We start from the raw sequence: 12,037 nt of genomic DNA on the forward strand, positions 1-12,037 counted from the left end.
GGCTATAGGTGTAAAGGCAGTAATGTCATAGCCAAGTAGTACTAATAACCCATATAGCTTATGTAAGTTCGCTCCCTTCGGGGAGCGGCGGAACTTTTTTTTGTAATGTGATAATATCATTATCTTAATATGTCAACCTTTACAGGTTACCAACAGGTAACTTGATAATCTTAAGGTGATTCCTGCTTCGTTGGACAAGTTCTGCGATTAGGTTTTACTGAAAAGCTTAAGGTGATTATAGCGATAGGTCTCACCTCTTCCCATCCCGAACAGAGAAGTTAAACCTATCAGCGCTGATGGTACTGCCCTTGGGTGGGAGAGTAAGTCGTTGCCTTTCTTCTAAACCTCTAACATGTATTTGTTAGAGGTTTTTTTATGCTCTAAAATAACCCAGGCGATCGCAGGTAAGGTGATCGCAACTCATCACCTCGCTGCTCATCACCTCAACTCCGAGCACCTCACCTGCCATCGCCTCGCGAGTAAAGACCAAAAAGCCGTTGACCTGGATCATTTGAATCATTACCAGGATGTTGTAACTTACCTATATTTTTCATATGTATTGTTAGATCCAAAGCCTATGTTACGAGCATTAGATTTTAAAAAATTAAGACGGCAAGTCAATATCTCGGCTAAAAGTTGGAATATCATCAAAGAAAAACACCCTTTAAAAACACTCATAGGCCAGGACAGGGCTTTACAGGCTTTTGAATTTGGCATCGGAAACAAGAGCAGGGGTTTTAATATTTATGTTTCGGGTTATCCTGGCAGCGGAAAGCGTGCAGCAATTAATCATTTTCTTGAAGAAAAAGCAAAAGGTGAAATCTCTCCCGGCGATTGGTGCTATGTCAATAATTTCAAGGAAGCATATTACCCTAAAAAACTGGGTTTGCAAAAGGGCGGAGCCCTCGTTTTTAAAAATGAAATAGCAAAGCTGATCGAAGAAGCACAAATAGCCTTGCTAAAGGCTTTTGACAGCAAGGAATATGCCAATAAAAGGCAAGAGATTTTCGATGAATTCCAACAAAAGGAAATTAGTTTGTTTCAAGATATTTACCAAAAAGCGAGTTCCAATAATTTTGCTATAAGCCGTACGCCTATTGAAATTAGGGTTATTCCCATCGATGATGCCGGTAATCCGATAAGTGACAAAACCTTCAGGAAGCTGAGTAAAAAAAAACAGGAGAAAATCATTCAAACGCGGGATATGCTGATGATGGAATTCAATGCTTTGTTAAGACAAAACAGGGAACTTGATAAGGAAAGAAAGGAGGCAGTGATCCAATTGGAAAATGATGTGGCCCTGTATGCAATCGAATCCCTGTTAGAAGAACTAAAAGGAAAATACAAAAAGAACCATGAGGTAATTGAGCACCTGGAGGATGTTAAAAATGATATCATTGAAAACCTGGGAGAATTTTTAAAAGTTTCCAACCACAAGAATAGGATAACCTCAGCCCCGACGCATCGATTTCTGGAATATGAAATCAATATCATTACCGATAACTCAGATACCAGGGGAGCGCCTATCGTGATGGAACTGAACCCCACTTACAACAATCTGTTTGGTAAGGTGGAACACGAATCTGACATGGGTACGCTTCTTACGAACTTCACACTCATCAGGGGAGGCGCTCTTCACAGGGCCAACGGGGGCTATTTGATTATTCCGCTGAGAGAGCTTCTGTTGAACTATTTTGCCTGGGACGGATTGAAAAGAGCCTTACAAAACAACGAAGTAGTGATTGAAGATGCCAGTGAAAGGTTTGGTTTCTTGAGCACGAAAAGTTTGAAGCCGGACCCGATTCCTTTGAATGTTAAAATCATCCTGTTAGGATCTCCCAGGTTGTATTATTTATTGTACAATTGGGACGAAGATTTTAAGGAACTGTTTAAAGTAAAGGCCGAATTTGATGTTTCTATGGATTATTCCGTGGCAAATGCAATGGATTTTGCCTCAGTAATCTTTAAGATTCAAAATGAAAACAACCTTTTGCCGTTAGATCATAAGGCCATTTCTCATCTTGTAGAACAGTCCTGCCGAATAGCTAAAGACCAAAATAAAATTTCGATCAGGTTTGGAGAGTTGAGTGACATTTTGCATGAAGCCCATCACTATGCCCAACTGGAGTCACGTAATCAGATTACTTCTGATGAAATTGCAAAAACGATAGAAGCTAAGTACTACCGATCAAATCTGATCCAGGAAAAAATTATTGACCTGATCGATCGCAATACTTTGATGATTGAGCTGGAAGGATCAAAAATTGGTCAGATCAATGGAATTTCGGTCTTGGACTTGGGTGATTTTATGTTTGGTCATCCTAATAAAATTACGGTGAATGTGGCCTCAGGGAAGGATGGCCTGATAGATATTGAAAGAGAGTCCAAACTGGGCGGTCGTTTGCATACCAAAGGCGTACTTATTTTATCAGGTTATTTAGGTGAAAAATATGGACAGAACAAAATAATAAGCCTGTTTGCCAGTCTCGTGTTTGAGCAAAGTTATTCTGAGATTGAAGGCGACAGTGCTTCAAGTGCAGAATTATATGCGATTTTATCGAGTTTATCACAATTACCCATTAAACAATGGATTGCAGTGAGCGGATCGGTCAATCAGAAAGGAGAGATTCAGCCTGTAGGAGCAATCAATGAAAAAATTGAAGGTTTTTTTGAAGTCTGCAGGCATCGGGGTTTCAACGGCAAACAAGGGGTGATGATTCCAAAGGGCAATATGGATCACCTGATGCTAAAACATGAGGTCGTTCAGGCGGTCGAAGAAGGTAAATTCCATGTGTGGGCAATCAGTACAATTGATGAAGGAATTGAATTGCTTACCGGGATACCTGCCGGAAAAAGGCTAAAAAACGGCTCTTTTAGTAAAAATTCTGTTCATTATTTGGTAGATAAGAGAATCGAAGCCTTGAATAAAATCCTGTCGAAAAGTTCCAATGAAAAGAAATAAAGGGTCTTATAGCTTCTAACAGCTGAGCCCCTCACCTGTGATGCCTTAAGATCCAAAGGCATCGTAAATGCTGTATTGTGAAAAAGGCCTTCGCATTCAATCTTGAATATGCCTATAGCAATGTACATAAGCGAAAGGATTTATATGAATCAAAAGACCTGATGGCTAGCTTGGGCATGGGTACAGGTTCAGCCGTCCTGGCTCCCTTGATTAAAACGATTTCAGCCATCGTAATATTTAATCTGGTTTATGAATTGTTGAATTCTCTGGTCGATGGAGTAAGGATGAATATTATGGGATGGGAGTCTTTTGGTTATGCCTGGTATGTCTGGATTATATGTCAACTGCTCGATGATTTTTCTTATTATTGGTTTCATCGTCAGAACCATAATGTGCGATTTTTATGGGCCGCCCATATCGTGCATCATGCCAAGAATATTGAGTATACGGATAAAAACCACGGAGGGTTTTTAAACATTTTTGACAAGGTATATGGAACATGGAAGGAGTTGGATAAGGATATTGATATCGAATATGGTGTTACCCATCCTCCTGAATCCTGTAATTTATTTGTGATATGACCTCATTTTTTACAGCCTTCTATTTGCTAATAACGGGGGTGCCTCTCCATTAAATGGATTACTTCTGCCAATGCTTTTTGCCCCCATTCCAGAGGCATTGATCACTGCCCTGCTTCCATAGCGCTTTCTGATACGGTCCATGGCCTGGTACAGGCTAATTGCTTTGTCACAATCTTCAAATAAATTGATCTGCTGTCCTCCTTCAACCAAATGACTAAAACTCACTCCGATCAGTCGTACTAATAAACGTCGCTGGTACAATCGTTTAAACAGGTCCATAATGATGGGAATGATGGTGTGATCGGAAGCACTGTAGGGAATTCTTTTTTGCATGGTATAGGTTTGAAAATCAGAATACCTGATCTTGACAGATACACAAGCCGTTAATTTATTCCCGTTTCTCAACTGATAAGTGAGTTCCTGAGTCATGGCTGTTAGGATGGTCTTTAGTTTTATAATATCTGTGGTGTCGCGATCAAAGGTTCTTTCTGTAGAGATCGATTTTCTTTCCTGATACTGTACCACAGGAGCATTGTCTATACCATTGGCTTTTTTCCAGATAGAGCCTCCGTTTTTTCCCAAAACCTTTGACATCATTTCATAAGGCATTTCCTGTACGGTCCTGATTTTCTTGATTCCCAGATCACATAATGATTTATAGGTAACTTCGCCTACCATTGGGATTTTTCTTATAGATAAGGGAGCCAGAAATGGTTTCTCAGTTCCTTTGCTGATCCTGATTTTATTATTGGGTTTAGCTTCACCTGTAGCAATCTTTGCAACTGTTTTATTAATAGATAAACCAAAAGAAATGGGTAATCCGGTTTCTTTGATAACCTTATTCCTTAATTCGGAAGCGAGTTTATAGGAACCGAAAAACTTATCCATCCCCGAAAGGTCAATATAAAATTCATCAATGGATGATTTCTCATAAAGCGGTACATTTTCTTTGATGATATCGGTAACCATGGTAGAATACTTGGAGTAAATCCCTGAATTACCCCTTAATATGATAGCTTCCGGACAAAGCTGTTTGGCCATACGCATGGGCATGGCAGAATGAATGCCAAACCTGCGGGCCTCATAGCTGCAGGATGCCACCACTCCCCGGTCGGAGGTACCGCCAATCAAAACGGGTTTATTGTTTAATGTACTGTCAATCAGACGTTCACATGAAACAAAGAAGGTATCAAGGTCCATGTGAAGAATATTTCTTTCGTTTAAATAGATCATGTGTTCAATTTTTTAACTTGTTCTTCTGCATAACGCGGATCCTGCATCATATCCAGCTTTTTCATACTACTGATCTCAATGCTGATACTGTCAAATTCCTCCATCACTTTTCCGGTCAATTGGTAAACGCCTCTTCCTCTGAAAGGATATTTTCTAGCGACAGGAGGGAAATGTACTGTATCAATATAATCGCCGTTTCTATCCAAAAAGGTGCCAAAATACATACGGTCCCCTTTATGGGTAGACGTGTTTTTGGCTGTTACATAATAGCCATAGCACATAACGGTTTTATGAACATAAGCAGAAAGGTCCTTGGCTTGAAGAGAAGGGCCGATTTTGTTGGTGATCAACTCAAAAGGATCACATAAAGGGAAGCCAAGATATTCTATTTCATCAAAAGCATCTTCATATCTGGAACTGGATAAATGAGGTGTTTGATAGCTGATCTTTTCGGTTTTAAATAAAGTGAAGATCTGTTCTTCCATACTTACTTTATTGATCTTCATATAGGCTTCCCATAATAATTCACGTTTATTCCTGCCAGTGAATTGAAAGGCATTGATCTTGATCAGAATAGCTATCTGTTCAATAGAAATAGGGACCCGGTCAATAAAATCATCAAGGTCGGTATAAAGGCCATTTTCGGATCTTTCCATTACAATCTTTTTAGCATTGGCTACTTCAAAAGAGTGGAGCAGGATAAAGCCCAGATAGATATGACTACCTTCAATACGGGTTTCATAATTACTTTTATTGATATCCGGAGCATGGATTATGGCTCCGTGTATCCTGGCTTCATGCAGATAGAGATCTACTCTGTAAAAGCCCCCGAAATTATTAATCGTAGCCACCATGTATTCAAGAGGATAATAAGCTTTTAAAAACAGGCTCTGATAACTTTCCACGGCATAAGAGGCAGAGTGACCTTTGGCAAAGGCATAACCGGCAAAACTTTCGATCTGTCTCCAGATCTCAGCTGTCAATTCATGAGAATGCCCCTTTTGTTTGCAGTTTTCAAAAAACTGGTTTTTGACCTTTAGAAATTCTTCCCGGGATCTGAATTTTCCAGACATGCCCCTTCTGAGCATATCAGCCTCCCCCAGGGTAAGCCCGCCAAAATAATGGGCTACCTTGATAACGTCTTCCTGATATACCATCACTCCGTAGGTTTCGGGCATGATCTTTAAAAGGATGGGATGTGCATCTTTTCTTCTTTCAGGATGACGATACCTTAAAATATATTTTCTCATCATTCCTGATTTGGCTACTCCGGGCCTGATCACTGAACTTGCTGCTACCAGCCCGAGATAGTTGTCAACCTGTAATTTTTTTAGGAGCATCCGCATAGCGGGGGATTCCACATAAAAGCAACCGATTGCCTTGGCATTTTTTAGAAGAAATTTGATCTTTTTGTCTTGCTTAAAACGTTTGATATCATGAATGTCAATAGGAGGGATCTCCGGTTTGTTGTACCTGACGATTTCAACAGCCTCTTTGATCTTTCCCAAACCTCTTTGACTCAGAATATCGAATTTATAAAGACCGATATCCTCGGCTACAACCATATCAAACATGGTTGTCGAAAAACCTTTTGGAGGAAAAAAAGTAGCCGTATAATGGGTAATGGGTTTTTCGGAGATCAGAATCCCTCCGGCATGGATTCCCAGATAATTTGGGAATCCTTCGATAAATTGACTGTAGGCAATGACAAGTTTTGATAAGAAATCCAATTGATCGATATGGAACTGCCCTTTACTGAGTTTATCGATCTCTTCTTTGGGTAAACCAAAAACTTTGCCGAGTTCACGTACTGAGGCCTTGAATTTAAAGGTATTGTATACGCTGATCAAGGCGGTATTCTTAAAGGTTCGAAAGATGAAATTGGTGATGTCATCCCTGTCACGCCAGGAAAAATCAATATCGAAATCAGGAGGGTTTGTTCTATACAGATTGATAAACCTTTCAAAGTAAAGGTCAAGTTCAATAGGGTCTACATCTGTAATTCGTAAGAGATAGGCTACAATACTGTTCGCTCCGCTACCTCTGCCAACATAGTAGTACCCTTTGCTTCTGGCATATTTTAAAATTTTCCAGTTGATCAGGAAATAAGAGACAAACTGCTTTTGCTGAATGATCTCCAATTCTTTTTCCAGGCGATTGAAAATACGGGTGCCCAGTTTTTTATAGCGGTATTTTAGTCCCTGATAGGCGAGTTTTCGCATCAGCCTGAAATCTAAGGCTTCATTATTGGTATAGGTCCTTTGGTTTTTGGGAACCTTGTTTTCAAAATCGAATTCAATACGGCACTGGTCCAGGATCTCCCGGGTATTTTCAATCATTTGAGGATGATCTTTGTACAATTCACACAATGCTAAAACAGATAGCATCATGTCTTTTTCCTGTCCTTGTTCAGAAAGAGGGAGTTTACTCAATAAGGTATTGTTATCGATGGCTCTCAATAAGCGATGCGTATTAAAACCTTTTTTATTCTGAAAGGAAACCGTTTGCAGGATGACCAGTTTTTCCATGGGCCATTTTGATTTGGAAAACTTCAACCTTGGCAAGTCATCGGGCCTCACCCCCAGAAACTCATTTTTGTTCAAAGGCCGCTTTCGTTCTTTTGAAAAAGGATAGATCACAAACACTTCAGACATTACCGGAGGTTCTGTTGCCACCATAAATTCTTTCTGATGGAGTAAACCACTTAAGTATTCATTGATAGCCTGGAACCCTTGATTGTTTTTGGCCAGTAATATAAACTCCTGTTGTACACCATTTCTAAAATCAACTCCAACTACAGGGTTTATATCGTATTTAGAGGATAGGCGCACAAAATCTATACAGGCAGTCGTACTGTTTATGTCAGTTAAAGCAAAGGTTTTCAAACCTTTATCTTTAGCAAGGGCAAGCAGGTTTTCTGGCTTTATGGTGCCGTATCTCAAGCTGTAACAGGTATGTGTATTCAGGTACATTGAAGCGTTAAAAAGATAATTTTGGAATATGTTACAAATTTAGGTTATATTTGTACCACACCTTGATAATATATGTACCATTATGAATTTTATTGCAAATAATATTAAGCATCTGAGAGAGCTAAAAAATCATACCCAGGAATTTTTTGCCAATGAGTTGAATATTAGCAGAGAACGTATAGCGTCTTATGAACAAGGAAGGTCTTCTCCACCGGTTGACATTCTGATCGAGCTTTCCAATTATTTTAACCTCCCAATTGATGTGCTGATTAAAAATGATCTTTCCAAGGCAGAGGATGCCTCTTTTATCCACATTGGAAATCAGCGGATTCTATTTCCTATCAAGGTCAATGAGGATAATGAAGATATGGTTGAGATTGTTGCGGATGACGCTTCAGCAGGTTATTTAAGAGGATATGCAGATCCGGAGTATATCGAAAGTCTGAACAGTTTGAAACTGCCTTTTTTGCCGACAGGGAAACACAGGGCTTTTCCGATAAAAGGGGATTCCATGCTTCCTATCAAAAGTGGCTCCTTTATCATTGCCCGATATCTTGAAGATATCAGTCATTTGAGCAGTGGTAATACCTATATTGTACTGACGCATAATGATGGCCTCGTTTATAAAAGAGTTTACGATAAGGTCGAGGAACATCAATGCCTGTTAATGGTATCAGACAACAAAAAGTACGATCCTTATTATGTTCCGATAAATGAAGTTCTCGAATTATGGGAATTCACTTGTCATATCAATCTAAGTGAATATGATGAAAGTGAGATCAATACCGAAAGCATTGCTCAAATGCTCACCAATATCGGGATACAGCTGGAATCTATCAGGAAGAAGGTTAATTAAAGGTCTAATTTCCGATCACCTCACTTCCGATCGCCTCACTTCCGATCGCCTGGCTTCCGATCGCCTCGGAGTTGAGGGTGTCACTTCCGATCACCTCAACTCCCATCACCTCAGCTCCGATCACCTCACTAAACTTTTAAAAATCAACATATGATCTGGCAAGCTCTTTTTTGACAATATCATTATCTCTTAAATTTGCATAATCCCGTGCAGATGAAAATTCCCAGTCAATATCTTTACTTACCAATCCAGCTTTTACAGGATTATGATGAATATAATTGAAACAAATTTGTGGATATTGATTTTCGGGTAACATATTAAATATTGCAATTTTTGATTTCCAGAAATTAGATTGCAGTCCTTTAAACGAGTTTATGACATTTGCCTTAGATTTTTTTCTAAACAAAGATCCAGTAAACTTATTTTCAGCATTAATGATTCTGGTATAGGACCGAAGCAAAATGCCGATGGATTCGTTTAGAGCTCTTTTTTTATATATATTTTGATTCACAATTTCACTTCCGTTTAAAAGCTCTTTTGATTTTTTCTCATAGAAGAGTTCAACTTCTCTTACTAAGATCATCAAATGAAAGTGGTTTGGCATCAGGCACCAGGCAAGAATGTCTGCATAAGGGCAGATGAATCTATCCATCTTTTTATGAAATAATTGATAATTACTTCTCGTTAAGAATATTTTTTTCCGATTGTTACCTTGGTTGTAAACATGGTAAATTCTGTCTTTCTCAAAATTCATGAAAGTCTTATTTAGAAATTGATGATTTGAGGTTCACAGAAGTTAACTTATGTAAGTGAAGGTATAATTTCCCATCACCTCAACTCTCATCGCCTTAGCTCCGATCACCTCAGCTCCGATCGCCTCGGAACTCAGGGTTTCATCTCCGATCACCTCATAATATCATATTTCATTATTCCATTCCCTCATTATTTCATTTCTTTGTAGAACCTATGAAAATTAGATTCTCGATAGTATTCTTTATTATTTTCCAAATCACCTTGGCTCAGGTCGGTGGAGAAAGAATCTATAGCTTTCTGAACATTCCTACATCGGCTCCTCAGGCTGCTTTAGGAGGGGAAATACTTACTCTTAACGACGATGTGAACCAACCTTTATGGAATCCCTCAACGATCAGTAAGTTTATGGATAATCAGATAGCTGTGAACTATGTCAATTATTTAACGGATGTAAATATGGGATCGGCCACCTTTGCCCACTTGATTAACCGGAGGTTCGGCACCTTGCATGCCGGGGTACAGTATATCGATTACGGAGAGTTTATAGGTGCAGATGAAGAGGGCAATGAAACAGGAGATTTTGGTGCCCGTGATCTGGCCTTGTCATTAGGCTATGCCTATAATATATCACGTTCAGACTTTTATATAGGAATGAACCTTAAGTTCTTAAGCTCTAAAATTGAAAACTTTACCTCACAGGGGGCTGCCATGGATTTTGGCATATTATACTATTCCGATTTAAGACCTTATTCATTTACAGCGGTTATCAGAAACCTGGGCTATCAGTTTTCACCTTATGATGAGAAAAGAGAAGAAATTGCCTATGATATTGCAGTGGGTGCATCTTATGAATTATCGGATGTGCCAATAAAGTGGCACCTGACCATCAACAGTTTACAGCAGTGGAATATAGCCGTTGCAAACCCTTCGAATGAAGAGACTGATCTTGATGGAAACACTATTTCTGAAGATATCAATGTTTTTCAAAATGCAATCAGGCATTTTACAATAGGTGCAGAGTTTTTCCCCAAAAAGAAATTTAACCTAAGGCTTGGTTACAATTTCAGAAGGGCAGCCGAGTTAAAACTAACAGAGACCAGAACTTTTGCAGGTATCTCGGCCGGTTTTGGATTAAAAATGGGTAGATTGAAACTGGATTATGCCTTTACAAAATACCATCCGGTGGATAATTCAAGTACCTTTACACTTTATATTGATTTAACAAGAAAAGGATTTTAAAATGAGTCAGAGCAAGAAAATCATCATAGCGATTGATGGTTACTCATCTACAGGTAAAAGTACCCTGGCCAAGCACTTGGCTAAAGAGATTGGATATGTTTATGTGGATACCGGAGCTATGTATCGCGCAGTAACCTATTATGCCATGAAACAAGGGTTGATCGATATGGAGCATTTTGACAAAGAAGGCTTGATATCCGATTTAGATAATATCGATCTTCGCTTTGAATTCAGTCCAGAACTTGGTTATGCCGAAATATTCCTCAACGATCAGAATGTTGAGTCATATATTAGATCCATTGAAGTTTCGAATTTGGTAAGCAAAGTTGCCCGCATATCCCAAGTAAGAGAAAAACTCGTAGAGCAACAACAAAAAATGGCTTTGAATAAGGGTATCGTAATGGATGGCCGTGATATCGGCACGATTGTGTTTCCTCAGGCAGAACTAAAAATATTTATGACTGCGTCAGCTGAAAAACGTGCGCAACGCAGGTATAAGGAAATGAAAGACAACGGGGTGCAAATTGAATACGATACGGTTTTGGAAAATGTAACTTCAAGAGACCATCTTGACACAACAAGGGCAGATTCACCGCTGGTTAAAGCAGAGGACGCCGTAGAAATCGACAATAGCAATATGACCGTTGAAGAGACTTACGCGCTGGCTATGGGCTATGTTAAAGATAAACTTGCCGAGTAGATAACAGTCGGCAGAGGGAGTTTTTGAAACCTGCAGCAATCATTGACCTAAGGTATATTCAAATACTTATGTGTTTGCAGGGAAATCTTCCATTTTGGATGCTCCATTACATAATCAACGATAAGCGGGGTCATTTTTTCACGATTACTCCATTCTGGTTGCAGGTATAATTCACATTTCGACCCAACCAGAGCGGCTTGCTCTTCAGCAAATTTAAAATCGTGCTTGTTGTAGACGATCACTTTCAGTTCATGGGCCGACTGATATACTTCTTCTAAGGGGAGTTTATTTTTTTTCGGAGATAAACAGATCCAATCATATTGACCAGAAAGGGTATAGGCGCCCGAAGTTTCAATATGGACTTTTATATTTGAATCCTTCAATTTTTTTGTGATATAATCCATATTCCACATCAGTGGTTCACCACCTGTGATTACAACAGTGTTGGCATATTTTTTTGCTTTTTCAACGATACTGTCAGTTTTGGTTGGAGGATGCAGTTCAGCATTCCAGCTTTCTTTAACATCACACCAGTGGCAACCCACGTCGCATCCGCCAACTCTAATAAAATAAGCTGCTTTTCCGGTATGGTATCCCTCTCCTTGTATGGTGTAAAACTCTTCCATAAGCGGAAGCATTTCACCTTTTTCTATCAATAATTCTGTTTCTTTCAACATGGCGCAAATATAATCAGTAAATTCTGAACTGGGGCTATAATTCCCTGATGGAATTAACCCCCTT

8 protein-coding genes, 1 rRNA gene and 1 pseudogene are annotated in these 12,037 nt (G+C 39.2%); 6 read left to right on the forward strand and 4 right to left on the reverse strand.

Translation table 11 applies throughout. The annotated features are described in order from the left end of the window. Positions 1–227 precede the first annotated feature (227 nt). From rrf to AABB81_RS00015, 3 genes and pseudogenes are all read left to right on the forward strand, one after another. A 5S ribosomal RNA gene (rrf, locus tag AABB81_RS00005) occupies positions 228–337 on the forward strand. Positions 338–352: 15 nt separating this feature from the next. Continuing rightward, positions 353–2,962, forward strand: coding sequence for a Lon protease family protein (locus AABB81_RS00010; RefSeq protein ID WP_342157757.1), 2,610 nt, complete (start codon positions 353–355; stop codon positions 2,960–2,962). A 74-nt stretch (positions 2,963–3,036) separates the two neighbouring features. Next, a pseudogene (locus tag AABB81_RS00015) lies at positions 3,037–3,540 on the forward strand (sterol desaturase family protein); the annotation flags it as partial. Between the two features lie 12 nt (positions 3,541–3,552). Here the strand turns inward: AABB81_RS00015 and dinB are convergent. Both dinB and AABB81_RS00025 read right to left on the reverse strand, forming a co-directional pair. Next, positions 3,553–4,776 carry a DNA polymerase IV gene (gene dinB / locus AABB81_RS00020; RefSeq protein WP_342157758.1) on the reverse strand — a complete coding sequence of 408 codons (1,224 nt, stop codon included), beginning with the start codon at positions 4,774–4,776 and terminating at the stop codon, positions 3,553–3,555. After that, positions 4,773–7,748, reverse strand: a complete 2,976-nt coding sequence (locus AABB81_RS00025) for a DNA polymerase III subunit alpha (RefSeq protein ID WP_342157760.1) — start codon at positions 7,746–7,748, stop codon at positions 4,773–4,775. The genes dinB and AABB81_RS00025 overlap by 4 nt, the downstream gene beginning before the upstream one ends. A gap of 82 nt (positions 7,749–7,830) precedes the next feature. Here AABB81_RS00025 and AABB81_RS00030 point away from each other — a divergent pair, with 82 nt between their 5' ends. Further along, the gene (locus AABB81_RS00030) at positions 7,831–8,604 is read left to right on the forward strand and encodes an XRE family transcriptional regulator (protein WP_342157762.1); all 774 of its coding nucleotides are present in this window, start codon (positions 7,831–7,833) and stop codon (positions 8,602–8,604) included. Between the two features lie 136 nt (positions 8,605–8,740). On the opposite strand, the gene AABB81_RS00035 is transcribed toward AABB81_RS00030, so the two are convergent. Beyond that, a complete protein-coding gene (locus AABB81_RS00035; RefSeq protein ID WP_342157764.1) occupies positions 8,741–9,256 on the reverse strand; it encodes a hypothetical protein in 516 nt (171 codons plus the stop codon). A gap of 314 nt (positions 9,257–9,570) precedes the next feature. On the opposite strand from AABB81_RS00035, the gene porQ reads away from it, so the two are divergent. Together porQ and cmk are read left to right on the forward strand one after the other, a co-directional pair. Continuing rightward, complete coding sequence (gene porQ, locus AABB81_RS00040; RefSeq protein ID WP_342157765.1) at positions 9,571–10,596, forward strand: type IX secretion system protein PorQ; 1,026 nt, start codon at positions 9,571–9,573, stop codon at positions 10,594–10,596. A 1-nt stretch (position 10,597) separates the two neighbouring features. Continuing rightward, the gene (gene cmk, locus AABB81_RS00045) at positions 10,598–11,296 is read left to right on the forward strand and encodes a (d)CMP kinase (protein ID WP_342157766.1); all 699 of its coding nucleotides are present in this window, start codon (positions 10,598–10,600) and stop codon (positions 11,294–11,296) included. A 47-nt stretch (positions 11,297–11,343) separates the two neighbouring features. Here the strand turns inward: cmk and AABB81_RS00050 are convergent, their stop codons facing one another. Beyond that, a complete protein-coding gene (locus tag AABB81_RS00050) occupies positions 11,344–11,973 on the reverse strand; it encodes a 7-carboxy-7-deazaguanine synthase QueE (protein ID WP_342157767.1) in 630 nt (209 codons plus the stop codon). Positions 11,974–12,037 lie beyond the last annotated feature (64 nt).

This window comes from Lutimonas vermicola (genome assembly GCF_038433205.1).
In the GTDB taxonomy this organism is placed as follows: Bacteria; Bacteroidota; Bacteroidia; order Flavobacteriales; family Flavobacteriaceae; genus Lutimonas; species Lutimonas vermicola.

Coding starts and splice junctions, on each gene's coding strand:
- dinB (WP_342157758.1), bottom strand. CDS start 4,776: ATGATCTATTTAAACGAAAGAAATATTCTTCACATGGACCTTGATACC.
- AABB81_RS00010 (WP_342157757.1), top strand. CDS start 353: ATGTATTTGTTAGAGGTTTTTTTATGCTCTAAAATAACCCAGGCGATC.
- AABB81_RS00050 (WP_342157767.1), bottom strand. CDS start 11,973: ATGTTGAAAGAAACAGAATTATTGATAGAAAAAGGTGAAATGCTTCCG.
- AABB81_RS00025 (WP_342157760.1), bottom strand. CDS start 7,748: ATGTACCTGAATACACATACCTGTTACAGCTTGAGATACGGCACCATA.
- porQ (WP_342157765.1), top strand. CDS start 9,571: ATGAAAATTAGATTCTCGATAGTATTCTTTATTATTTTCCAAATCACC.
- cmk (WP_342157766.1), top strand. CDS start 10,598: ATGAGTCAGAGCAAGAAAATCATCATAGCGATTGATGGTTACTCATCT.
- AABB81_RS00030 (WP_342157762.1), top strand. CDS start 7,831: ATGAATTTTATTGCAAATAATATTAAGCATCTGAGAGAGCTAAAAAAT.
- AABB81_RS00035 (WP_342157764.1), bottom strand. CDS start 9,256: ATGGATAGATTCATCTGCCCTTATGCAGACATTCTTGCCTGGTGCCTG.